General features: G+C 35.4%; 19 protein-coding genes. 15 read left to right on the top strand and 4 right to left on the bottom strand.

Annotation, left to right across the window (positions count from 1 at the left end):
* Positions 1–6: 6 nt before the first annotated feature.
* Together A5821_RS08775 and A5821_RS08770 are read left to right on the top strand one after the other, a co-directional pair.
* Complete coding sequence (locus A5821_RS08775) at positions 7–1,554, top strand: DUF4097 family beta strand repeat-containing protein (protein WP_249921862.1); 1,548 nt, start codon at positions 7–9, stop codon at positions 1,552–1,554.
* A 231-nt stretch (positions 1,555–1,785) separates the two neighbouring features.
* Positions 1,786–2,298 (top strand): hypothetical protein, encoded by a 513-nt coding sequence (locus tag A5821_RS08770; RefSeq protein WP_086314166.1) that lies wholly within the window; start codon positions 1,786–1,788, stop codon positions 2,296–2,298.
* A 990-nt stretch (positions 2,299–3,288) separates the two neighbouring features.
* Here the strand turns inward: A5821_RS08770 and A5821_RS08765 are convergent.
* A complete protein-coding gene (locus tag A5821_RS08765) occupies positions 3,289–4,179 on the bottom strand; it encodes a VOC family protein (RefSeq protein ID WP_086314165.1) in 891 nt (296 codons plus the stop codon).
* A 160-nt stretch (positions 4,180–4,339) separates the two neighbouring features.
* Between A5821_RS08765 and queA the strand changes: the two genes are divergently transcribed.
* Positions 4,340–5,371 (top strand): tRNA preQ1(34) S-adenosylmethionine ribosyltransferase-isomerase QueA, encoded by a 1,032-nt coding sequence (queA, locus tag A5821_RS08760; protein WP_086314164.1) that lies wholly within the window; start codon positions 4,340–4,342, stop codon positions 5,369–5,371.
* A gap of 151 nt (positions 5,372–5,522) precedes the next feature.
* Here queA and spx read toward each other — a convergent pair whose 3' ends face one another.
* A complete protein-coding gene (gene spx / locus A5821_RS08755; RefSeq protein ID WP_086314163.1) occupies positions 5,523–5,921 on the bottom strand; it encodes a transcriptional regulator Spx in 399 nt (132 codons plus the stop codon).
* Between the two features lie 458 nt (positions 5,922–6,379).
* Between spx and A5821_RS08750 the strand changes: the two genes are divergently transcribed.
* The 5 genes from A5821_RS08750 to A5821_RS08730 all read left to right on the top strand — a co-directional run bounded on the left by A5821_RS08750 (position 6,380) and on the right by A5821_RS08730 (position 12,123).
* Positions 6,380–7,117, top strand: a complete 738-nt coding sequence (locus A5821_RS08750; protein WP_086314162.1) for a MerR family transcriptional regulator — start codon at positions 6,380–6,382, stop codon at positions 7,115–7,117.
* A gap of 7 nt (positions 7,118–7,124) precedes the next feature.
* Positions 7,125–7,736, top strand: a complete 612-nt coding sequence (locus tag A5821_RS08745) for a GNAT family N-acetyltransferase (protein ID WP_086314161.1) — start codon at positions 7,125–7,127, stop codon at positions 7,734–7,736.
* Positions 7,737–7,824: 88 nt separating this feature from the next.
* Positions 7,825–8,742: an alpha/beta hydrolase family protein gene (locus A5821_RS08740; protein ID WP_249921847.1), complete on the top strand. Its 918-nt coding sequence runs from the start codon at positions 7,825–7,827 to the stop codon at positions 8,740–8,742.
* A gap of 231 nt (positions 8,743–8,973) precedes the next feature.
* Entirely contained in the window at positions 8,974–11,868 is a 2,895-nt protein-coding gene (gene lanM / locus A5821_RS08735; protein ID WP_086314159.1) for a type 2 lanthipeptide synthetase LanM, read from the top strand.
* An 81-nt stretch (positions 11,869–11,949) separates the two neighbouring features.
* On the top strand, positions 11,950–12,123 hold the full coding sequence (locus A5821_RS08730; protein WP_170922980.1) for a hypothetical protein: 174 nt from the start codon (positions 11,950–11,952) through the stop codon (positions 12,121–12,123).
* 54 nt (positions 12,124–12,177) lie between these two features.
* Here A5821_RS08730 and A5821_RS08725 read toward each other — a convergent pair whose 3' ends face one another.
* Together A5821_RS08725 and A5821_RS08720 are read right to left on the bottom strand one after the other, a co-directional pair.
* A complete protein-coding gene (locus tag A5821_RS08725; RefSeq protein ID WP_086314158.1) occupies positions 12,178–12,510 on the bottom strand; it encodes a hypothetical protein in 333 nt (110 codons plus the stop codon).
* Between the two features lie 19 nt (positions 12,511–12,529).
* Entirely contained in the window at positions 12,530–12,784 is a 255-nt protein-coding gene (locus A5821_RS08720) for a helix-turn-helix transcriptional regulator (protein WP_010762625.1), read from the bottom strand.
* Positions 12,785–13,492: 708 nt separating this feature from the next.
* Between A5821_RS08720 and A5821_RS08715 the strand changes: the two genes are divergently transcribed.
* The 7 genes from A5821_RS08715 to metF all read left to right on the top strand — a co-directional run bounded on the left by A5821_RS08715 (position 13,493) and on the right by metF (position 25,378).
* The gene (locus A5821_RS08715) at positions 13,493–16,129 is read left to right on the top strand and encodes a cation-translocating P-type ATPase (protein WP_086314157.1); all 2,637 of its coding nucleotides are present in this window, start codon (positions 13,493–13,495) and stop codon (positions 16,127–16,129) included.
* A 562-nt stretch (positions 16,130–16,691) separates the two neighbouring features.
* Positions 16,692–18,638 carry a KUP/HAK/KT family potassium transporter gene (locus A5821_RS08710; protein WP_170923009.1) on the top strand — a complete coding sequence of 649 codons (1,947 nt, stop codon included), beginning with the start codon at positions 16,692–16,694 and terminating at the stop codon, positions 18,636–18,638.
* 210 nt (positions 18,639–18,848) lie between these two features.
* Positions 18,849–20,147 (top strand): hemolysin family protein, encoded by a 1,299-nt coding sequence (locus tag A5821_RS08705; protein ID WP_086314155.1) that lies wholly within the window; start codon positions 18,849–18,851, stop codon positions 20,145–20,147.
* A gap of 265 nt (positions 20,148–20,412) precedes the next feature.
* Positions 20,413–21,330, top strand: a complete 918-nt coding sequence (locus A5821_RS08700) for an L-lactate dehydrogenase (RefSeq protein WP_086314154.1) — start codon at positions 20,413–20,415, stop codon at positions 21,328–21,330.
* 69 nt (positions 21,331–21,399) lie between these two features.
* The gene (locus A5821_RS08695) at positions 21,400–22,095 is read left to right on the top strand and encodes an epoxyqueuosine reductase QueH (RefSeq protein ID WP_086314333.1); all 696 of its coding nucleotides are present in this window, start codon (positions 21,400–21,402) and stop codon (positions 22,093–22,095) included.
* Positions 22,096–22,249: 154 nt separating this feature from the next.
* A complete protein-coding gene (gene metE, locus A5821_RS08690) occupies positions 22,250–24,514 on the top strand; it encodes a 5-methyltetrahydropteroyltriglutamate--homocysteine S-methyltransferase (protein WP_086314153.1) in 2,265 nt (754 codons plus the stop codon).
* A complete protein-coding gene (gene metF, locus A5821_RS08685) occupies positions 24,515–25,378 on the top strand; it encodes a methylenetetrahydrofolate reductase [NAD(P)H] (protein ID WP_086314152.1) in 864 nt (287 codons plus the stop codon).
* Positions 25,379–25,518 lie beyond the last annotated feature (140 nt).

Raw genomic sequence — 25,518 nt, 5'->3', positions numbered from 1 at the left:
AATACAATGGAAGAATATTTAAACCAACTAAAGGCTGCTTTTGCTGAAGAAGATATAGAGGATTTTAACGAGTTAAAAGAAGATTTACTGGAACAGTTGGCCATTTGTTTAGAAGAAGGACAGACAGAAGAAGAGGTCGTGGCTAGACTTGCACCTCCAGAAGAGATAGCAGCTGATTATTATGCAGATTTAAGTTTGGATGCAGCAATCAATGCCAAGACTTCGGTTGTGCCTAGAGAAGAAATTCAAGATGTATTCATTCAAACACAGAAAAAAAGAATGCAGAAGTTTATAAAAACGGTACTTAAGGTATTAAAACCATTAGTATTACTGTTACTTTTAGCGTTGTTTACTTTTTTTCTGATCTATACAGTAAGAGAACTGTATGAGGAACACAACCTTGCTAGAATTCCAACGATTTTATGTTTATTACTACTAGCTGTTATTTTACAATTAGTAAAGGGATGGATCATCCCAAAACAGAAATTAATCAATGGGTTATCAATTGTTTTTTCAGGACTTGGAGTGGTAATGCTATTGTTCTTTTCGATTACTGGCCAATTGATGTATTCAGGCAGACAGTATTATAAAGAGATTAGTCTGACATCTAATCATCATGCTGCATTTAGTTTTGATTCAGATGCGGATGTGGAGATTACAAGCGTAGAAGTATCCAGCACTGAAAAGCCAAGTCTGATGATCAAAGGTCGTTTTAAGGAAAGTGACATCAAAAAAATTGAAAATGGATCCTATGATAACAAAATAAACTTAACCTTAGATAAAGAAAATATTTTTGATACATTCACACGAACAGGACGTTCTGAAGTGATTTTCTTCATACCAAAAGACACGATTCTTGATGATTTTCATTTAGGATTAAGTCGTGGAGATTTGCGTTTATTAGATATTCAAACAAAGAACTTTGATTTGGACTTAACTGCCGGTGATGTCTATGCGAAAAATATTATTGCAGATGAGGGCAATGTAGATAGTGATTATGGTGACGTAATCATAGAAGAATCTGCGATGAACTTGAAGGTCAATAGTGTTTCTGGGAAAACAGTAATTACTGGTATGCTTGGAAACCTCACGATTGAAGGGAATAAAGGACTTTCTATTTTAAAATTTTTGCGTTCCGATAAGGTGGTATTAAACAACCACTCAGGTCGTATGATTTTAGAAGATTCTGAAACTAAGAAATTAAAAACTACTGCAACGGATGGACAAGTAATTGTAAAACGAACAAAAGGCGATCTTGTGATGATCAATGAAAGTGGAAAAATTGTTTCAGAAGAAAATAAAGGAACACTAGAACTGAAGAATGGATCTGGACCAACAATTGCAATTCAAGAGAGTAAGGTAAATGCGAATGTTTCTAGTGAATCTGGATTTATCAAATGGCTACAAGATCCTAGTCAATCAGTTGAAGTCGTTGCCAGTACAGGAACTGGTGAACTGAGAAATGATTTTTTAGATATACCAGGTAGCGGAAAATATAAAATTAACGTGAAATCCAAAACAGGAGATGTCAAAATCTTAGAAAAAGTTGAGTAAAATCAGTAAGATATAATTGTTAGAACGATAGCAATCAACTGTTTTAGATGTTATTCACGGATGAATTCCACAAATAATAAAAAAATTAGAAGGGGAGTCAGGCAAAACACTGTGAGTTTTGCTTTACTCTCCTTATTAATGAATAAGGTAGAGATTGAAAGTTTTTACATGCTTACTAGAGTAGAATACTTTTACCTCGATTTTTTGAAAAAAAGTTTTAAGGAGAAAAAGATGTTTAAAAAAGGGAAAATTAAAAAGTGGTTTAGACAAGGTGAGCAAGCTTTAAATGAAAAGGACGAGCAGCAAGCGGTATATTTTTTTAAACTCGTAATTGAAACAAGTATTAAAAATGGCGGCATCCAATTAAATGAGTGTTTCAATTCATTTGTTTTACTTGGAGATATTTATAACAAGGAAATGTGTTTTGAAGAAGCTGATCAACTCTATCGTATGGCTGCAGGAATAGATTTTTCAGCGAAATTTGTTTTACTGAAAAATGAGATTGCTCATGATGATTTAAACTATGAAGTAGATAGAAAAAAATGGTTGAAAAAAAATATGATTGATTTTACCGATATTATCCAAGCAAAAAATGGAAAAAATTGGACTTTCCTAATTGAAGAAGGCGAAATCAATTATCAGACGATGTTCTCTTCAAAAAAAGTAAATCACTCCGAGCAGAATGCAATCAAAGAAGATTCTTTTTGGTTCTATGAAGAGAGTCTTGATACACTAAACCTGTAATCTGTATATGTAGATGATGGAGATCAGAGTAAAACGATGTTTTAGTATTACTTTGAACGCCTGTTACTGGCATGTTTTAACTAATAAATAGATCATGTAGGGGAATAAAAAATTAGAGAAAAATTTTTTATTTTCATAATAAAATAAGCTAAATAAAAAATTTTCTGACACTTTGTTGACTATGAATTTGTTTTTCTTTAAAATGAATAATAGATAGAAACGAAAATAATAAAAAAAGGCACTTCATAAATCAGTTGGCGCTGATCTATGAAGCCCTGATAAGTCAGAGAAAGCTGACCAATCAAGTTGCCCGTGTCAATGCGTAACATCGACATATTCCATTTTACTCAATTTTTGAAGAAATATCTAGAACTTTCTTCTCCAGAATGTAAGGTGGGACAGGAGATGCCTATTTGTTGAACATGCAATGGTATTGGTGAAGTTCACCAATACCATTTTTTATTTTGTTTCTATCTAGAGAAAGCAAAGAGCCGTAGCGCTGAGAACTAATGATTGAAGCCGACAATCATCAGTTAATAGGCAATGCAATCTTTGCGATTTCGAAAGAATCAAAGACCAACAAATACTGATAGAATCGTTGAAGTGGTAATGTTCTGTTTAGTAAAAAGTAGTCTTTGGTGTTTCCAGAGGTATGGATAGGGGGAGCTGAGTAAGAATGAAATTGGTTATTCTAGAGGAATCAATTTTAGCTTGTCCCTGTTTGTACCTTTTTCTATGATAATAAAAATTTTACCTGTTTTCTCAGAATTGAATAAATATAGTTAGTTTAAGATTGTAAGTTAATATTATGCGTATCGTATAGTCGCTAAATAAAGGGGGATAAAATGGCAGAAAAAGAAATTGTATAGAACGAATGACGATGAATAGGCTGTTTTAATTGCTTCAAAAAACTGAAATAAGAGATCAGGGTTAGATCAGAATAAGAAGCGACTCTCATTCGAAGAATTCCAACTCTTTTACTAAGCTAAATTATTTTTCTTTATAAATATTTCTTTCAATTTCTGCTCGATCTTGTTCTAAAAAAGCTGGTAGAGCAAGTTTTTCTCCTAGATTGTTTAAAGGTTCATCAATTGTGAAGCCAGGTGTTAAAGTAGCAAATTCAACCCGATTGCCACCTGGTTCTCTAATATATAGACTTTTAAAATACCCACGATGAATGATTTGTTCGATGTTCCATCCTTGGTTTTTTGCTTTTTCGTGTAACATTTCTAAAGTTTGTTCATCTTTGACTGAAAAAGCAATATGGTCCATACTTCCACGTCCCATTCGTGTTTTTTTATTCGTAAATGTTGGTAAGAGACGAATAAAATCTGTATCATTTAGTTGAATATGATCATCTTGACTTTTCAAACCTAACAACTGGTGGAAAAAATCAGCTGTTTTTTCAGGTGTTGCAACATGAAAATCAGTAGATAAGAGACCTAAGATTTGTTTATTTCCTGGAATAGAATTTTTCACTTGTCGTTCTTTTTTTAAAGGTCCTTGTTCCACTTCAACCAAATGAATAGCCACTTGATCTTTATCTACAAAATGAAGCGTGCGGTGTTCTTCCATGAAAGGAACGTTCATACTAGTTAAATGCTGTTTCCAGAAGTTTAGGCTGTCTTTAGGAATTTTTAACGCGATCGTACTTAAAAAATGATGATTATCATAGCGTTGAGCAAGAGAGGGAACTACGAAAAAAGTTATGACAGAACCAGGTGTTCCAGCATAATCGCCATAATAGTAATGTAGCATGTGGTGGTTCTCTTGATTAACTGTTTTTTTTACGAGACGCAATCCAAGAATATCAGTATAGAATAACAAATTTTCCTCAGCAAATCTTGTTAATAATGAAACATGATGAATAGATGGAAACATTATAAAACCTCCCAATATGTATACTTACTAAAAGTAAGTATACGCGTCAAGAATTGTAATAACAAGTATTTTGACTTTGGGATGAATACTTTCTTCATAGCCAGATAGCATAAAAAATGGTAGAATAGCCAAGACAAATCAAGTAGAAAGAGTGACAAATATGCTTAGTACAGAAGATTTTGATTTTGATTTACCGGAAGAACTGATTGCACAAACACCCTTAAAAGATCGAACAAGTTCGAGGCTTTTAGTTTTAAATCGAGAAACAAAAGAAATGGAAGATAGACATTTTCACGATATCATTGATGAATTGAATCCAGGAGATGCGTTAGTCATGAATGATACGCGAGTACTGCCAGCTCGATTATATGGTGAGAAACCTGAGACTGGTGGACATTTGGAAGTATTGCTTTTGACCAATACAGAAGGTGATACTTGGGAGACGTTGATTAAACCCGCCAAACGAGCAAAAGTCGGTACAAAAATCAGCTTTGGTGATGGTCGATTAACTGCAACTGTTATGGAAGAGTTGGAACATGGCGGGCGAATCGTAACGTTTCATTATGAAGGGATTTTCTTGGAAATTTTAGAGTCATTTGGTGAAATGCCCTTACCACCATACATCAAAGAACGTCTAGAAGACCCAGAACGCTATCAAACGGTTTATGCGAAAGAAAATGGTTCTGCAGCGGCTCCAACAGCAGGTTTACACTTTACCCAAGAATTACTTGCTAAAATCCAATCAAAGGGTGTCAAGCTTGTTTATTTGACCTTACATGTTGGTTTAGGAACATTTAGACCTGTCAGTGTGGATAATATTTCAGAACATGAAATGCATAGTGAGTTTTATCGCCTAACAGAAGAAGCGGCGGCCCAATTAAATGATGTTCGTGAATCTGGAGGAAAAATTGTTGCAGTTGGTACAACATCGATTCGTACGTTAGAAACGATCGGTACAAAGTTCGATGGACAAATCAAAGCGGATAGTGGTTGGACAGATATTTTTATTACACCAGGCTATGAGTTTAAAGTGGTACAAGCGTTTTCTACCAACTTCCATTTACCTAAATCGACTTTAGTAATGTTAGTCAGTGCATTTGCAGGTAGAGATTTAACGCTTGCAGCATATCAGCACGCAATTGATGAACACTATCGTTTCTTTAGTTTCGGCGATGCAATGTTTGTAAAGTAGGATAACATTCAAGAAAAAAACTCATTTTGCTTTTAACTGTGTTAAGCAAGGGAGAAGTGAGCTGCAGGTGTTGCAGAAGACATTTCTATTACTTGTTCAAGTTAGAAGCAAAATGAGTTTTTACTGTTTCCTAGATTCGAGGTAGTAACATTTATAAGCCGCTTAAAAGTAATGTTTGTGATAGTTCTCTTTTGCGGACATCCCTTGGTAAGAAGCAACGAATTTCATCTTCGTTAAAGCCGATTTGTAATCTTTTTTCATCAATCATAATTGGACGGCGTAGTAATCCTGGATTCTCTTTGACCAACTCCAATAATGCATGTAATGGTAATTCGTTAATATCTGTATCTAATTTTTGAAAGACTTTGGAACGGATCGAAATAATATCTTCCGTACCTTCTTCTGTAAGGATTAATATATTTTTTAGTTCGTCTAATGTAATAGGAGTAGTGCCAAAATTCTTTTCTTCAAATGGAATATCATGATCAATCAGCCATCTCCGTGCTTTTCTACATGATGTACAGCTATTTGTCGTATATAATTTTAACATATTTTTTCATATCCTTTCGAAAATATTGGTACATACCTCTTAATAACTATAATATACGAAAAGTAAAGAATTCACAAAATAAATGCTTACAAAATAGCTGTTTATTTCTATCAAAAGGGTGAAATAACTGAAAATTCACAAACTTTTGTTATTTTTTCTGGACAAATTACAATGTTAACTGATAGATTTGGGAATTAGTGTTGTTATGTAAGATTTTTTCTCGCATAAGTAAATTTTCCAATACTATTTAGAAGCGTTTTCGAAATGATATATGGTTATGTTGTTTGGTTATATTATTAAGGGCCTGTTAGTGGGGCCTTTTTTTTGAGTGTAAAACAAATACTTGACTGTAGGGTGCTCTTATAGTTTATGCTTATGGAAGAGAGTAGATGAATTATAATCAAAAGTGACATGATCATAAGTTTTAGGAGGAGATCAAAATAGAACGCTATTTAACAATGGGACAATTGGCTGAACTAATGGCTATATCCAAACATCAAATTCGTTATAACGAAGAAAAGGGCTTATTGTCGCCAGCCTTTGTAGACAAGAATGGTTATCACAAATACGGAATGGATCAAGTGTATCAGTTGGCAAATATTCTTTTATTGAGAAGTCTAGGTGTTTCGACAGCGCGAATCGACCAGTTTATGAATAATCAGGATACTGTTTGGGCTGAAAAGACTTTGAAAGAAACCTTAAAAGAAACGGAAGAGAAAATTCAACAACTAGTTTTGGCTAAACAGAAAATTGAAAACCTGTTACCAGAAATCAATCAAAAGGAAGAATCTTATTTTAAGTTGCCCCAAAGAAACTTGAGTAAAATTTATTCGTATCCACTGAAGGAGTCTTTAGATCTAGTAAGCTTCTTCAAGTCCGTGAAAAATAGTCAAAAGAATCAGATGCTATTTTCTGAATCGATCTATTATTTATTTAATGATGATCAAGTTGATGTATATGTGTCAGATGATTCTTCAACGGAAAAAACTTTACCAACAGGTGACTATCTAGTGAAGAGAATTTGGGTAGAAGAAGAAAGAGAATTATTAGAAGCAATCGATTATTTTAGTAAAGAAGTTGAGCAGCCTTTTTGGAAAGTATCAGAAATCATTGTTAAAGAAGCCGCTTATTCTTCAGTTTTAATGAATAATCAGATTTTATATGAGTTGCAGTATTGTATTTCGATGGAAGGATGAGCGTTGTATGGATAAAAACATTTATGTAGTGGACCGCAATCAATTAAATGCCAACGAAGAAAAAGATATTTTTCGTTTGCTTTTGGCTTCTTTTTCAACAATGTTTGCACATGTTCATTTAACTTCAAAAGAGAAACTAACTATTTTACTTCATTTCGAACAAAATTATTCTTCACAAGGCAAGCAGTTAGTTGATTATATGGTGAAAGACAGCAATGAAGTTATTGGTGTCTTAACAGTTTCAAGTAAAAGAACAACTTCAAAAAATTTGACCTATCCTTTGGAATTGTCTAAACGATATGGTTATCTGACTGTTTTTAAATATGTTCTCTTGTTGAGTGCGTTGGAATATTATCCAAGGGATAAAGAACAGTATATTGAAAATATTGCTGTTCACGAGAATTACCGAAAACAAGGAATTGGGAAAGCTTTGATTTCAGCTGTCCAAGCGAAAGTAAAAAAGGAAGAGCGGTTATCTTTAGTTGTTTCAGTAAAAAATAAACAAGCTTTGAACTTGTACGCCGCATGTGGCTTCACAATTGTTAAAAAGGAAAGAGAATTTATTCTCGGTCTTTTAGCGAATGAACCAGATTGGTTTTTTATGGAATGGGGTAGATAAAATGAGTTGTTTTAGAAAAAACCTCCTTTTTTTGCTAAGTTTGCTCCTCGTTTTTAGTCTTTTCGTTTGGTATGAACATACTTATGAGATGGTTGAAGAGACAAAGTTGATTCCAATAGATAAAGGGAAGTTATCTGCTGTATTAACAAAGCCAGTAGGAAAGCGTTCCAAGGGAATCGTTGTATTAGTACATGGGGATGCACCTGTTGATGCTACTAATGAGGGTGGCTACAGACCGATGATGGAACAATTTGCAAAAGCAGGTTTTACCACGATTTCTTGGGCAAAACCAGGAGTTGCTGGATCAACTGGAAACTGGCTATCTCAAACCATGGACGATCGAGCTGATGAAGTTACAGAGGTAATCCAATGGGCAATGGAACAGCCAGAATTAAATACAAAAAAAATTGTTTTATGGGGAGTCAGCCAAGGCGGCTGGGTCGTTCCAAAAGTGGCAGCTCAAAAGAAAGTGCCGGTTTCTAAGGTAATCTTGGTTTCTCCAGCAATTAATTGGTCAAGCCAAAATATGTACTATACCACTCAAAAATTAAAACAAGAAGGTAAAACACAAAAGCAAATCAAAGAAGGACTGCAAAAAGAAGAGCAACTTACTGCGTTGTTGAAAAAAAATATCTCTTATAAAGAATATGTGGCAAACACGCCTGAACAAAAACCGATGTCCAAGGATCGCTGGAATTTTACTAAGAAAAATATAGATTCAGATGTTCAACTGGATTTGGAAAACACTGATATTCCCGTTGATTTATTATTGGCTGACCATGATCGAAATGTTGATACTAAAGATACCGAAAAAACATATCTAAAAAAATTACCTCAAGAATCATTAAGAATTTTTACAATTAAAAACACGGCTCATAGTATGATGTATTCAAATGTTGCTCAGTCTGAATTGTTAACAGCTCTGGTTTATTTAGTGGCTCCAAAGGATTTTTTAGTCAATAAAGATTTTTTACACCAATGCTATTTGTCTGTATCTGGATATTAATAAGGTCAAAATGTCGTCTAGGAGTGAACGGTTTTGAAGGGAAGAGTTTACAACTTTCTATTTGAAGTGTTCCTTACCAATCTTATTGTTTATTCGATTTTCAGTAGAGGTGTTTGTCCCAACCGCTCTGTTTTTTTCAAAAAAATACAACAAAATAAAATTACCATAGTATTTTTGCTACTTTTTTATTATTATTATAAAGAGAGAAACATTATCGAAGGAGAGGGAACGATGAGTGAAGAGCTGACATATAGTTATGCTACAACGATAGCAGAAAGAATCCAGTGTTGGAAAGACTTAAATATAGAAGCTGATACCTACTTAAAACAATGGCAAGCACGTAAAAGCTTATTGAAATTGTCCGATTACGAAAAAATGTTTCAAAATTATCAGTTGAATGAACAAATGTTTAGTGTTGGACTGCTGCCGTTTACTGAAGAGCGGGCGCAGCTCTTGTTGCCAACTGTTGAAAAGAGTGAGTGGTTCCAATTACATAGACACTTGTTTTTAGAGGAAATACCTGTAAAAGAAATGTCTTTAAAAGCCGCATTGCGTTTTCATCTACATTACTATGAGAAACATATTCGAAGCCTTTCCAGTAGATTTCCGCTGATCCAGATATCAGAAAAAACAATAACAGAGCTGATCGACCAATTATCAGATGAATTCTTTTTTATTGCCCAAAAAACCTTAGTTTGGGATGTTCATCAAATGATTGAAGAGTATCAGCTACAGGCGGAGTCAAAAGAAGAAGAATTTACTAAATATATTGAAGAATTTCTTGGGGATAAACAACGAACCTATCTTTTCTTTGGAGAGTATCCTACACTGGCGAGACTTCTTGCTGTTAGATTGACATTTGCCTGTGAAGTGATCGAAGAGTTTGTTTTTGATTTAACTATGTCAGCAGAACAATTGGCTGAGACCTTTGCCATCTCAACACCAATGACCCTCACAAAGATAGAAATGGGACAAGGAGATAGTCATGATAATGGAAAAACAGTGATTCAGTTTCAAGCGCAGAAAAAGTCATTGATCTTTAAATTTAAGAATCTGGAAATTGGTGAGCGTTTCAATAGCTTGTTAACCTATCTCGAAGGGCTAGCTCCAAACTTAGATTTCTATAAAATCAAGAGAATCGTTCAGCCAACTTTTTCAATTGAGGAAAAAGTCGCCTATCGTGAATGCAACGATGCAGGTGAAGTCACTGATTTTTATCAAAATTATGGTCAATTGTTAGCAATCGTTTACTGGCTAGGAGCAACGGATCTGCATATGGAAAATCTGATTGCTAGCGGTTCATATCCTGTTTTGATTGATGTCGAGACCTTGATTCGACCTGAAATGTTTAAACGAACTAAAAAATTATCAAGACAAACTCGAATAGAAAAACATTCTGTCATCGTTGCAGGTTTATTGCCACAAAAAAAACAATGGAAACGTGAACTAGAAATGGATGCATTATCCGGCACGAAACAAAAATTACCGAAAAAAGTTAGGAAGTTAAGAAATGAGCGCTCTAGTGAGGTTGCTTTTCAATTGGAAGAAGCTTATATGGAAGGAGCACAAAATATTCCGCGATTAGCTAGTAAAGAAGTGGATTATCTAGTTTACCGCCATGTAATTGAGACGTCCTTTAAAGAAATGAATCAGTTACTACTAAAGAATAAGTCTGAATTCATTGAGAAAGTGAAAGAGTTATTTTCAGGAACAACGATTCGATTGATTTATAGAGACACACAAGACTATGGAAATTTACTGAATTTTACCTTGCATACAGAGTGCATGTCAAATTACAGTGAGCGTGAAAAGATCATTGAAAATTTATGGGCTAGCAAAATTATCCCAGAAGCGTTGATTCCTTTCGAAGTTCAAGCGATGATGAATCACGATGTTCCTTTGATCACAGCAAACACGTCGATGACCGATATTTATATTAATGATTGTGAAGTCTCTGAAATGTTAGATAAGACTCCATTACAAGACACGGTGGAGCATATGGAGCAAATAACAGAGAAAACTAGCTATTTCTCCTATCTTTTATTAAAAGAAAGTTTAGGCACTCTAGAATATAGCCTACAAGAAATACCGTTACCTAGAAAAAATAGTTCCATTGAACAACCACTATTACAAAAAGCAGCTGATATTGGGGATAAGATCCTTGATCAGATTGTGGTGAATGACGAAATCGGTGAGCTTGATTGGATGAGTGTACTTCCAGAATCAGCTGATGAGATAGGGATCGCATATCCAGACACAGATCTTTACGAAGGAAGTGCAGGAATTTATCTATTTTTCGTTTATTTAAATTATTTTGTGCCTAAAGAAACTTATCAAGCAGTGATTGCTTTACTGGAGAAAGAAATTTTTCAAACAGAGTCTGAAAAAACTAGCTATGAGAGTGCTTTTTTTAATGAGGGAATGCGTGTGACAGTTGCTTTTTATGTGACAAGGTTGCTTCATGATGCTAAGCATCTTTCTTATCTGGAGAATAGTTTACGAGCTTTAAAAAAGTGTCAAATAGCAGAGGAAAATCAGTTGAATGAATGGCTGTATGGAAAAGCTAGCTTATTAGCAGTTTTAGCAGCTGTATACCAAACATATCACAAGCCAGAAGCGTATGACCTACTTTTACACTATACACAAGCAATGACCTGCCAAGAAATGGAAGATAATAGCTTTGCTCATGGCTATGCGGGTGTCTGCTACGCTTTAAGCAAAGCGGAACAAATTCTTAAAGAAACGAAAATCAAGGAAAAATTAGATTGGTATCAAGAAAAATTTGAAAAAAATCTAGAAAAAAATGAAGGCATAAATGATTCTTGGTGCCGAGGTAAAACAGGGATCGAAGCAGTTTGCCAGTTGTTAAATGTTACGTTCATTGATAAAACCTGTGAAAAAGTAGCGGATATGAACAGGGGAGATGATTGCTTATGTCACGGAAGATATGGAAATAAAGACAATTATTTAAATGATATTAATTTATTATTGAATGATGTTATTAAACTGAAATCTGATCCAGCAAGTATCCCAGTAAATCTTTTCTGTGGTTTAGCGGGAGTGGGGTATCAAGTGTTAAGAGCATACGATCCGTTCAATGTTCACTCCTTGTTATTTATAAAGTGACACAATCTGAAAAAAGAACTTTACTTATTTGAGAGAACGTTTTATAATCTAAGTATTAACACAAGGGGGAGAAATATTATCATGAGAAAATTATCGATTGAAAAAATGGAAGCAGCAAAAGATTTGAAAAAAGTAGATGCAGTTGTAGGAGCTTCATTTGAAAGAAGTAAAAATTCTGAAGACACTGTGGATAGATCAGAAACGATTGTTGCGAATACAGTAGGTGGATGGTCTCGTTTGGTTTGTTGGCCATAGGCATAATTGAAAATAATTAAAAAGAACTAACGAAAGTTAGTTCTTTTTTTATTATTAAATTGATTTCTTTAAAACCATAATACAAATAGCTTCAGTACCAGATATAATTAGTACAGCAAAATTCAAAATCCATGAATATGCTAATTCATTGTACGATGCAACATCGTAGAATAAGTTACTCAAAGCAAATAGTATAATTAAAGTGATAATAAAAGAAATAAAACTTGCTGTAGAAATGATTTTCTTCCCACGTTCGTCTTTTCCTTCTTTGCTAAAGAAAAAGTAAATGGAATAAACAATAAATACAATGGACAGTGCAATTACCACCAAACTAGACCAATGATTTACAGGCAAGTTATCAAAAAAAGATTTAAGTGATTCAGTCATAATTTATCCTTTCCTTCCGTTAGTCGGTTTCTTCGTTTGTTTGCTCGTCTTCTGTTAATTTTTTGAAAGTGAAGATTTGTTCAATCGGCACTTCGAAAACGTCCGCTATGTCGTGAGCCAGTAAAAGGGAAGGATTGTACCTATTTCTTTCTAACTGAATAATTGTTTGTCTAGATACTCCCACCTTGTCAGCAAGTTCCTGTTGGGTCATGCGTTTCATGGCTCTGTAGACGTGAATGGAACTCTCAAAAGATGAGTTCTTCTTTTTTGGCAATGCAAATCCCTCCAATAGTCTAATTTATGTATTAAATAAAAAGCGCATAGTCAATATACCATATCTTACTTTCACTTACAAATATCTTGCAGGTATAATATAAAGAAAAAAGCCAAGCTTCTCGACTAGCTTGGCTCTTGTTTCCGGAAGGAATCAGAGTATTGAATGATTTTTTTTTTACTTTTCGTTATACATGTAAAGTAATTAGTTGAATTTCTTGTTCATAAACCAAATGTTGTCTTCATTACATTTTCTACATTTCTTTGCTTAAATTTTTTTTAATCAAACTATCTTTATACGTGTTTTTTTACTTTATTTGGATTGATTTTCCAATTTTTTACACATATTCACTATTTGTAAAGATGTTTTTATGATTTTTATACTTTACATATATAGTTGATGAAAGGTGAATCGTGTTCTGCTAACAATTTTGTGTTTATTCAATCATGCTTCGAGAAATTCTTCAATACAACTGATTTATCCTCCTTCCTTCTATGGTTATAATAGCATATTCGGAAAGCGTTTTCAAGAAAAAAGAACTTTTGATTAAATATTGCTATTGCGTTGATAATTCTTTAGGAAATCAAAAAAAAGAGTGGAAAAAAATGAAAAATTAGCCATATTTATTGAAGTTTGAAAAAAAAACATGGTATAGTGAATATAGATACTATATTAATAGAAGGAAAAAAATAAGAATGGGGGGATAGGATGGAAGCATACAAACAACCTATCGAGACAATTATTAAAGAAGTGAACACCAATAAAGAGCAAGGACTAACAGGACAAGAGGTAAAGAAGCGGCTCTCTGAACATGGAGCGAATAAGTTTCAGGAGGCAAAAAAAGATTCTATAGTAAAAAAGTTTCTTCATAGTTTATCTGATTTTACAACAATTATCTTATTAGTTGCAGCAGCTATTTCATTTTACACAGCGATTGCTACAGATCATGGCGATTATTTTGAAGGGATTTTGATTATTGCAATTGTGGTAATCAATGCAGTACTTGCAATTGTTCAAGAAGGAAATGCTGAAAAATCGTTAGCTGCGCTACAAAACATGAACAAGCAAAGCAGCTCAGTTTTACGTGATGGTAAAGTCGAGACCATCGATGCAGAAGATGTTGTTGTTGGAGATATACTGGTATTAGAATCAGGCTCCATGATCACAGCGGATGCTCGTTTGATCCAAGCATCACAACTTAGAGTGGAAGAATCAGCACTTACTGGGGAAAGCGAACCAATTGAAAAAGATTCGGAGTACATAGGGAAACAAGATGCACCGATCGGTGATCAGATCAATATGGTCTTTAAAGGTTGTACTGTATCAAATGGTCGTGGTCGAGCGATTGTAACAGCTACTGGGATGCAGACTGAGATGGGGAAAATTGCTGGCTTATTGAATGACGATGTGACGCAGCAGACACCTTTACAAAAACGCTTGAATCAATTAGGCAAGCGAATCAGTTTAATTGCTTTAGCTGCTGCGGCTTTAGTATTTATCATTGGTGAATTACAAGGTGAACCGATGTTGGAAATGTTTATGACTGCAGTATCATTAGCTGTCGCAGCGGTTCCTGAAACCTTGATGGTGATCGTTACATTAACGCTCGCTTATGGCGTACAAAAAATGGCGAAGAAGCATGCGATTATTCGTCGTTTGCCAGCTGTTGAAACACTCGGAACAGCTAACGTTATTTGTTCCGACAAAACAGGGACCTTGACACAAAATAAAATGCGTGTCAGACGTGTTTGGTCTCGTGGAGATGAAGTAACGGACACTGAAGATGCGATGACAGATGAAGCGATGGAAGTGTTAAAAATGGCCTCTCTTTGTACGGATGTTATCGTAGATAAAGAGGGAGACGATTTAGTTATCCAGGGAAATCCCACAGAAGCAGCAATCGTACGTGCCGTAGAGGAAAACTATCATACAAAAGCTGAATTAGAAGAAAAGTATCCAAGAATCGGTGAAATTCCTTTTGATTCTGATCGTAAAATGATGACAACTGTTCATAAAATGGGGAAAAAGTATATTTCTGTGACTAAAGGAGCGTTTGACGTCCTATTGACTCGTTTCCGCTTTGGAGATGTTGAACAAGCTGCCGTAGTAAATGATCGCTTTGGAAAACGTGCTTTACGCGTGATTGCAGTTGGTTATGCTATCTATGATGAAGAACCCACAGACATCACTTCAGAGGCTTTAGAGAAGAATCTACGGCTATTAGGATTGATCGGCATGATCGATCCACCAAGACCAGAGAGTAAAGGCGCTATTGCCAGGGCGAAAAAAGCTGGAATCAAAACAGTCATGATCACAGGAGATCACGTAGTAACCGCTGGAGCTATTGCAAAAGAATTAGGTATATTAACAGATAAAAGTGAAGCTTTAACAGGTTCAGAATTACAAAAAATGTCTGATGAAGAGTTAGACTCACGTGTAAAATCACTCTCTGTTTACGCTCGAGTAACACCAGAAGATAAAATTCGTATCGTTAAATCATGGCAGCGTACTGGAGCCGTTGTTGCAATGACAGGGGACGGAGTCAATGATGCTCCTGCCTTGAAAGCAAGTGATGTAGGTTGCGCGATGGGGATTGCAGGAACCGACGTAGCACAAGGTGCAGCAGATATGATTTTGACAGATGATAACTTTGCAACGATCGTTGATGCAGTTGCGCAAGGGCGAGCGGTGTATCGAAACATCCGTAAAGCGGTAAACTTTTTATTAAGTTGCAATATTTCGGAAATATTTATTGTATTGATTGCCATGCTTTTAGGCTGGGGCGCACCATTTACGGCTGTTCAATTATTATTTGTAAACGTTGTAGCTGATGGGCTTCCAGGATTTGCTTTAGGAAAAGAACCTGCTGAAAAAGGAATCATGGATGAAGCGCCGATTCCAAGGAATGAAGGAATCTTTGCGCGTGGTTTGTGGCAAAAAATTGGAATCAATGCGTTTGTCTTTACAGTAATCACGCTGTTTGGATTCTATCTAGGTGCAAATGTTGATTCTGTTTCTTACTTTTTTGAAGCAAGTCATGAAATTGGTCAGACAGTAGCATTCTTGATTTTAGCTTACTCATCGATTTTACATGTATTTAATGTGAGAAGTACAGAATCGATCTTTAGAGTAAAATTATCAACAAACAAATCACTTTTTGAAATGGCTGTGCTGGCAGTTATTATTACGACGGTGATTGCATTATTACCATTTACACAAGAATTGTTCGGTTTAGTTCCGATTGGGATGAATCATTGGTTACTAGTAATGGGTCTATCAATCGTACCGATTTTTGTCAATGAAATGATCAAATTCCATTATTCAGTGGAAGAAGATACAGAATAAAATCATCTAAAAGGCAACGTTTGATGTGTTGATTTCGCCATAGAAATCTCTACGTCAAGCGTTCTTTTTCATAGCGTTTGAATGAGTGAAAGAATATCTTGAAAATACTATTGAATTTATTTACATAAAAGACTTGCTAAAATGTTGAAGGAGTATTATAGTTGTTATCAAAATCAGTTATTTTGTTTTTTTAGCTGATATTTTTTTTAATTAATTATAACTAACAATCAATATTTTTATTTGGATGCCCAAATAAAAATCTTAGGGGAGTAGCAGCATAGTTTAACTATGTTTTTAGATCAACAGCAAGTGTGAAAACACTGGTCTAAGAATGAAATTGCGAGACCTAAGTGTAAGGGCCAAGTGTCGTTTCACTTAGGTCTCTTGTTTTACTTAAAAAGTGGAATTGGGTTTGAAAAGGAATTCTGGCGAGCGATTTTCAGTTTTTGGTCAGAACAGTACGAGCCCCCTGCGCTTTTAAATTTAGGAGGAAAATTTTGTGGTAGAGAAGTCGAAAATTTCGCATCATCAGAAATTGACCGCTGCTGGACTTTTAGTAGCAATGGGGGTCGTTTATGGCGATATCGGAACAAGCCCGCTTTATGTAATGAAAGCAATCGTTGGAGATAATGGCGGTCTTCAGAATGTTTCAGAGAATTTCATTATTGGTGCGGTATCGTTGATTTTTTGGACATTGACGATTTTAACAACAATCAAATATGTTGTGATTGCTTTAAATGCAGATAACCATGGTGAAGGTGGAATTTTTTCTTTATACACTCTTGTGCGTAAAAAAGGAAAATACTTGATCATCCCAGCGATGATCGGTGGGGCAGCATTATTAGCGGATGGTGTATTGACACCAGCAGTAACCGTTACAACAGCGATTGAAGGATTGCGGGGGATTCCAGTTTTCTTTGATCGATTTGGTAGTGACCAAAATATTATTGTTATGATTACCTTAGTCATTATTCTTATCTTGTTCTCTGTTCAGCGTTTTGGAACGGATGCGGTGGGAAAAGCTTTTGGACCGATCATGTTTGCTTGGTTTACATTCCTAGGTGTGATGGGGCTGATTAATTTTGGACAAGATTGGACAGTGCTCCGTGCGTTGAATCCTTATTATGCGATTCACTTACTGTTTAGTCCGGAAAATAAGTTAGGGATATTCGTATTAGGAAATGTCTTTCTGGCAACAACAGGTGCAGAAGCGTTGTATTCTGACTTAGGTCATGTCGGTAAACACAATATTCGTGCCAGCTGGCCTTATATCAAAGTTTGTTTGATCCTCAATTATTTAGGACAAGCCGCTTGGATCTTGAGCGCCAAAAATGATCCGTCAATTTTAGCGATTGAAAACTTAAACCCATTTTTCCAAATGATGCCAAACAGCATTATGTTGATCGGCGTTGTTTTCGCTACAGTTGCGGCAGTAATTGCTTCCCAAGCATTGATTTCTGGTTCATTTACACTCGTATCTGAAGCCATTAAATTGAAATTATTACCAAGATTGAAAATTATCTATCCAGGTGCGAATATCGGTCAAATGTACATTCCGGCAGTTAATATGATGTTATGGATCGTGTGTTCCTTGATCGTAATCACTTTTAGAACATCCACGCATATGGAAGCAGCATATGGTCTTTCAATTACTGTGACAATGCTGATGACAACTATTTTATTGATGTTTTATCTATTACAAAAAGGTGCACCAAAATGGGTTGCATATCTTGTTACTTTATTCTTTGGGAGTATTGAGTCGATCTTCTTTGTGTCAAGTATTGCGAAATTCTTCCATGGTGGTTACGTAGCAGTGGGGATTGCTTTGTTGATCTTAGCTGTTATGACGATTTGGGAGTGGGGTAATATTATTAAAGAGAAAACATCTGATACAGTTCCGCTTAAACAATATGTAGAACAATTACGGATGTTAAAAGATGATACGACGGTTCCAAAATCACAAACGAATGTTGTGTTTATGACTCCAGATACAATTGGTGATGAAATTGGACGCCAAATCATTTACTCGATCTTAGATAAACAACCGAAAAGAGCAAATGTTTACTGGTTTGTCAACGTTGAAGTAACGGATGAACCATTTACGAAAGAGTATTCTGTAGATATGATGGGTACTGATTTTATCGTACAAGTTCAGTTATATCTTGGTTTCCACGTAGCACAAGAAGTAAATGTCTATATTCGACAAATCGTTTATGATTTAATGAAGGAAGGGCGTTTACCTAAACAGCCGCAGAAATATTCACTGACACCAGGACGTGAAGTAGGAGATTTCCAATTCATTATCATTCGCGAAGAGTTATCAAAAGTAACTGAATTGAAGAAATGGGATCGTCAAATCATGCAGTTGAAATTAGCAATCAAAAAAAGAACGACTACACCAGAGAACTGGTTTGGTTTAGAATATAGTGAAGTGAAATACGAATCTGTTCCGTTGATCATTGGGGATACAAGAAAGACACGATTACGAGAACGAAAAGTGTTATCATAAGAATGAAAAGAGGTTGGAACAGAAGCGTTTAACTCCGAGAAGTAAAGGGGAGTTGCTTCTGATGCCACCGTTTATCTGGATTCCATGGGAGTGGGATATGACTCGTAGAGTTATGTCCTGCTCCTTTTTTTTGAAATACAATAGTTCCTATTCGCGCTATTTTGAAAGGACAAGTATAATAAATAGATAGAAGAAAATGAGGTGTAAAATATGCTTGCAATAAATTTTTTCATATTATTTTTAATGATTGCGATCACGGCATTTTTTGTGGCGAGTGAATTTGCTTTAGTAAAAATTCGAATGTCTAGATTAGAGCAATTAAAGAAAGAAAATGTCAAAAACGCTGAATTGGCAATTCACGTGACCCATCATTTAGATGCCTATTTATCTGCCAGTCAATTGGGAATTACGTTAACAGGACTGATTATTGGGTGGGTTGGGGAAGGCTCTGTAGCGACGCTGCTTCATCCAGTAATAGGAAATTTACCCATCAGTGCGGCACTTAGTCGTACGATTTCAGTTATTTTAGGTTTTGCTATTGTAACGTATGTAGATGTAGTTGTGGGAGAATTACTACCGAAAAGCTACAGTATCGCCCAAACCGAAAAAGTTGTTTTAGCGATAGTTAAACCTCTGCATTACTTTTATAAAGTGATGTATCCTTTTATTTGGTTATTGAATCATTCAGCAGCAAAATTAGGAAAAGTATTAGGAATCAAATTAGTGTCCGAAGGTGAGGAAACATTAACACAAGAAGAGCTGTTATTTGTTGCAGTTGATTCATATAAAAAAGGTGAACTAACAAAGGAAGAATACCATTACATGGAAAATGTGTTTGAATTCGACGATACGCTAGCTAAAGAAATTCAGGTCGATCGAACTTCAATAGAAGTATTTGAAGCAGATGAAACAGTGCAACAAGCTATTCAACATTCCTTAAAGCGTGGTCACACGCGCTATCCAGTGATAGAACAGTCTAAAGACAACGTCTTAGGCTATGTCACGTTACCCTCTTTGATCAAGGAGTCCTTTATCGACGATCAAAGAAAAGTTAGTGAATTAGTAGAAGAACCGATCGTAGCTTTGGCGACTATTCCAATTAAAAGCTTACTAACGATGATGCGAAAAGAAGGGAAACATATTGCCATTTTAAAAGATGAATATGGTGGAACTACTGGAATGGTTACGATCGAAGATATACTAGAAGAACTGGTAGGCGATATTAGAGATGAAACCGATTTAGAAAATGCTTTGATCGCTAAAAAATCGGATAACACCTATATCGTTTCTGGGAAAATTACACTTGATGATTTTGAACGTTATTTTAAAGTAAAAATTCCAAAATTTGAAGTTTCTGAAATGTCTACATTAGCTGGTTTTATCGTAGAGCAAAAGAATAATCAAATTATGGTCGGTGATCAAATCAAAATCGATGATTTTATTTTTGAAGTAATGGATTATGAACATGCGCATATCGATTATTTCAAGGTGATAAAATCAGCTGAATAAAAGATAACACTGACAATTACTTCAACTCTGTTAGAGCGCCAAAGATGAGATTGGGATATCACTCAAGGAAAGTATTTTTTGATAATAGGCTAGAAAAATCTCCACTAAGATAATCGACTTAGTGGGGATTTTTGTATTACTTTCTTTGACTTATCGTATTGATTATACAACTAGGATCGTGTTCTATTCAATATCGTTCAAATAAGATTGACGGAAAGTGTTTATTCAGCTAGGATTAAGAAAAAGTGGAATAGGGTGTGTTTGAATGCGTAAGGTAGGAATCATAGGGTTGGGACATGTTGGTGCAACACTTGCTTATACGTTAGTCTCTGAGAACCTGGTTGATGAGCTTGTTTTGATTGATAAAAATGAGAATCTAGCTCTATCTGAAGAATATGATTTATTAGATGCAGAAGTTTTTTTGACAGGCAAAACGACTATTATTATTCAAGATTATCAAGCATTAAAAGATGCATCGGTGGTTGTTTTTTGTGCAGGTCAAATCAGTGCACTAGGAGATGATGGAGACCGGTTTAAAGAACTTGAAATCACAAGTAAAATCGTAGAAGAAGTGGCACCTAAAATCAAGCAATCTGGGTTTAATGGTATTATCTTAACGATTACAAATCCATGTGATGTGATCGCAACTTACATGCAAAAATTAACAGGATTTGACACAAGTAAGGTGTTTGGGACTGGTACGATGTTGGATACAGCACGTATGAAACAAGCCATAAGTCGAAATGTATCGATTGATGGGCGTAATGTTGGCGGTTATGTTTATGGTGAGCACGGAGACTCTCAATTTGTCGCTTGGTCGACTGTGACGGTTGGTGATCGACCTCTTTTGGAGTGGAACAGTGAGCTTGGTTTAGAATCATTAGATGAAGCTGTTCGTGCAGGTGGTTGGAATGCATTTGTAGGGAAAGGCTATACGAGTTATGGAATTGCAACATGTGCCTCACGTTTGATTCGTATGATTTTAAATGATTCAAAAACAATCATACCTGTTTCAGCATATGATGAACAAGCAACTGTCTATTACGGACAACCCGTTGTGATCGGGAAAAATGGCATAGAATCATATGTTGAGTGCCCGCTGAACGAAAAAGAAAAAGAGTCTTTAAAAAGCTCTATTGAAATCATCAAAAACGGACTGGCTAAGCTGCCGTTTAAGCAATAAAATAAAACGTATCATTCTACGAAAGCTGGAGGCTATTCATTGATAAACTTAACAGAAATAACGGAGAAGATGTCTCCAAACCAAAAAATAAATTATGATCGAGTACTACAAAAAGTGATTGCTGAATGGGAAAAGTCAGCGATTCGGCCTACTATTTTACTTCATAGCTGTTGTGCACCATGTAGTACCTATTCGCTTGAATATCTGACACAATATGCAGATGTTACGATTTTTTTTGCTAACTCAAATATCCATCCCAAAGCAGAATATCAGCGTCGAGAAATTGTGCAGCAAAAATTTGTCGAAGAGTTTAATGACCGCACAAATAATAACGTTAAGTTCTTAGCTGCACCATATGAACCTAATAAGTTTGTCCAAATGGTACAGGAAAAAGAACTCACAGAAGAGCCAGAAGGGGGAAAACGCTGTTCTGCTTGTTTTCAAATGCGATTGGATATTGTTGCAGAAAAGGCACAGGAGCTGGGTTTTGATTATTTTGGAAGTGCGTTAACGCTGTCGCCAAAGAAAAATAGTCAATTGATTAATGAAATCGGAATCGACATTCAGAAGTTTTATGCAACGAACTATTTACCAAGTGATTTTAAGAAAAACAATGGGTATAAACGTTCAATAGAATTGTGCAAAGAGTATGATGTATATCGTCAATGCTACTGTGGCTGTATGTTTGCGGCGGTAAAACAGGGTGTTGATTTAAAAACAGTCAATAAAGAAGCCAAGGAATTTTTAATGACTCAAAAAAAATAGTAAGAGAAGAGGACGATTTCTGATAATACGAAGTCGTTGTCTTTTTTTTTGAAATCAATATAGTTTTAAACTATATAAAGTGATAGAAATTAAGTGTTATCCTATATTTGCTTCTCATGGTACAGTAGTTGAAATACATTGAAGGAGGAAACGTATGAAAACATCAATTATCGGGTTCCCACGAGTGGGAGAATTGAGAGAATTAAAATTTGCAACAGAGAAGTATTTTAGAAAAGAAATCACAGCTGAAGAATTAGAAGCAAATGGAAAAGAATTGCGGAAAAAACATTGGCAGTTATTAGTCGATCAGGGAATCGATTTTATTCCAAGTGGCGATTTTTCTTTCTTTGATACAACGTTAGACACAGCAGTCTTATTGAATATTGTACCTGCTAAATACCAAGAGTTAAAATTATCGCCTCTTGAAACTTATTTTGTATTAGCTAGAGGGTATCAAGGCGAAGCAGGGGATGTAAAGGCCTTAGCCATGAAAAAATGGTTTAACACGAATTATCATTACATGGTTCCTGAAATCGATGATCACACAGAACTTAGACTGGTTGGGGATAAAATTTTTACCATTTTTAATGAAGCAAAAGAATATGGAATCACTACTCGTCCAACTATACTAGGTCCTTTTACATTATTGAAACTAGCTACATATCATGGAAAAAAACGTGCAGAAGATTTTTACGAAGCAGCGATCATCGCCTATGCTCAAATTTTTGATAGGCTAGCTGATCTTGGTTGTGAATGGTTTCAAATCGATGAACCAGCTTTAGTTTTAGATTTATCTCCAGTTGAAGTCCAACAATTTAAAGCATTGTATCAAAAACTGTTAACGAAAAAAGGAAGCTTAAAGATCTTGGCGCAAACGTATTTCGGAGACGTTCGAGATACGTATCAGGAATTAGTTGATTTACCATTTGATGGAATTGGCTTGGATTTTGTTGAAGGTAGAAAAACATTGAGTTTGCTTGAAGAATATGGATTTCCCAAAGAAAAATTACTCTTTGCAGGGATTGTAAATGGAAAAAACATCTGGAAAAACAATTATCAAGACACATTAACACTACTTGAAAGACTTCAATCCGTTCGTCATATCGTGTTGAGTACATCATGTTCATTGTTGCATGTTCCGTTTACATTAGCTAATGAGACCGCATTACCTAAAGAAGTGACAAACTATTTTGCTTTTGCTGTAGAAAAATTAGCTGAATTAAATGATTTAAAAAAAATAGTTGAAGATAAAAACAGAAACAAGGATTTATTGAGTACGAACAGTGCCTTATTTGATCAAGAACGTTTTTCCAGGAATGAGCAGGTTGCAAAAAAGGTTAAGGCATTGACTAAAGCAGATTTTATCCGTTTGCCGGCTTTAACTGAACGTGCGGTTATTCAAAAAGAAAAGTTGAACTTACCGATTTTACCGACAACTACGATTGGTTCTTTCCCGCAAACGAAAGAAGTTAAGCAAAATCGTGCGAAATTTAAAAAGGGTGAAATCAGTGAAGATGAGTATACAGCCTTCAACAAAGAAAAAATTGCTGAGTGTGTCGCTTTTCAAGAAGAAATTGGCTTAGATGTCTTAGTTCACGGTGAATTTGAGCGCAATGACATGGTGGAATATTTTGGTGAGAGTCTAGAGGGTTATTTATTTACTGAGAAAGCTTGGGTTCAATCTTACGGAACTAGATGTGTGAAACCACCGATTATTTGGGGAGATGTTTCACGTTCAAAACCAATTACAGTGGCATACTCTAAATATGCCCAAACATTAACGGATAAGCCAATGAAAGGGATGTTAACAGGACCTGTAACGATTTTGAACTGGTCATTTCCTCGCGAAGATATTAGTTTAAGAGAGTCAACGCTCCAGTTGGCATTGGCTATCCAAGAAGAGGTTTTAGATTTAGAAGCTAATGGAATTGAAATCATTCAAATTGATGAAGCAGCTTTGCGCGAGAAATTACCACTACGTCAAACGGATTGGCATTCTGAGTATCTTGATTGGGCAATCCCAGCCTTTCGCCTTGTTCACAGCAGAGTACAGCCGACAACGCAAATTCATACACATATGTGTTACAGCGAATTTGCGGATATTATTCAAGATATCGATAATATGGACGCAGATGTTATTTCATTTGAAGCTTCCCGATCCAATTTAAATATTTTAGATGCGTTAAAAGCAATCGATTTCCAAACACAAGTTGGTCCAGGTGTTTACGATATTCATTCACCGCGTGTCCCATCAGTAGAGGAAATCGAAGGAACGATCCATAATATTTTGAACAAGTTACCGATCGAAAAAGTTTGGGTCAACCCAGATTGTGGATTGAAAACACGAGGAGTGCCAGAAACAGAAGCAAGTCTCAAAAACTTAGCACTTGCAGCAAAAAAGGTGCGTGGAGGGGTGTAAATGAGAACAGATACCTTGTTCAAAGAAAAGACAGTCTTTTCCTATGAAATTTTTCCGCCTAGAAGAACAGCACCGATCGATACGATTTATCATACATTGGATCGTTTGAAAGGGCAGCAACCTGATTTTATTAGTGTGACTTTAGGTGCAGGCGGATCAGGAGCAAATTTGAGTACAGCAGATATTGCTCAGAAAATTCAAGACGAGCAATTTCTGCCAAGCGTGGCACACTTACCGGCGGTGAATTTCTCAAAAGATGAGATCATTGTTATATTAGAAGAGCTGAAGCAAAAAAAAGTAGAAAATATTTTGGCTTTGAGGGGAGATATTTTACCAGATAAGGAACCAAAAAGAGATTTCTCTTATGCCAATGATCTAGTTGCTTTTATTCAAGAACAAGGAGATTTTAATATCATTGGTGCTTGTTATCCTGAAACACATGGTGATGCAGTAAATACAGTTGAGGATATTAGAAACTTAAAAAGAAAAGTTGATGCAGGGACGAATCAATTGATTACCCAACTATTTTTTGATAATCATTATTTCTATACATTCAAAGAAAAGTGTGATATTGCGAATATTAATGTACCGATTCAAGCGGGAATCATGCCAGTAGTGAATAAAAAGCAAATTGAACGCATGGTAAAGATGTCTAATGTAACTTTACCAACAAAGTTTTTAAAAATGATGGAGCGTTATGAGCATAATCCTGAGGCCATTCGAGATGCGGGTATTGCTTATGCGATCAACCAAATTGTCGATTTGGTTGCACAAGGGGTGGATGGGATTCATTTATATACGATGAATAATCCATACGTAGCACAAAAAATTAGAGAGGCAACACGTAGTTTATTTAATGTATAGCTAAAAAATATGAAATTGAGATAAAAGGTCTAAATTAGAAATGTTTATTTCTAAAGAAGTTACTTTTATTTTTATTTATAGCTCGAGACAAAACGTATTTTCGTTTTGTCTCGATTTTTTTGTATATGATTAATAGATTT

This window comes from Enterococcus sp. 7F3_DIV0205 (assembly GCF_002141365.2).
Taxonomy (GTDB): domain Bacteria; phylum Bacillota; class Bacilli; order Lactobacillales; family Enterococcaceae; genus Enterococcus_L; species Enterococcus_L palustris.
Note: the sequence above shows the minus strand (reverse complement) of the source record. Positions and strands in the feature narration are given on the sequence as shown.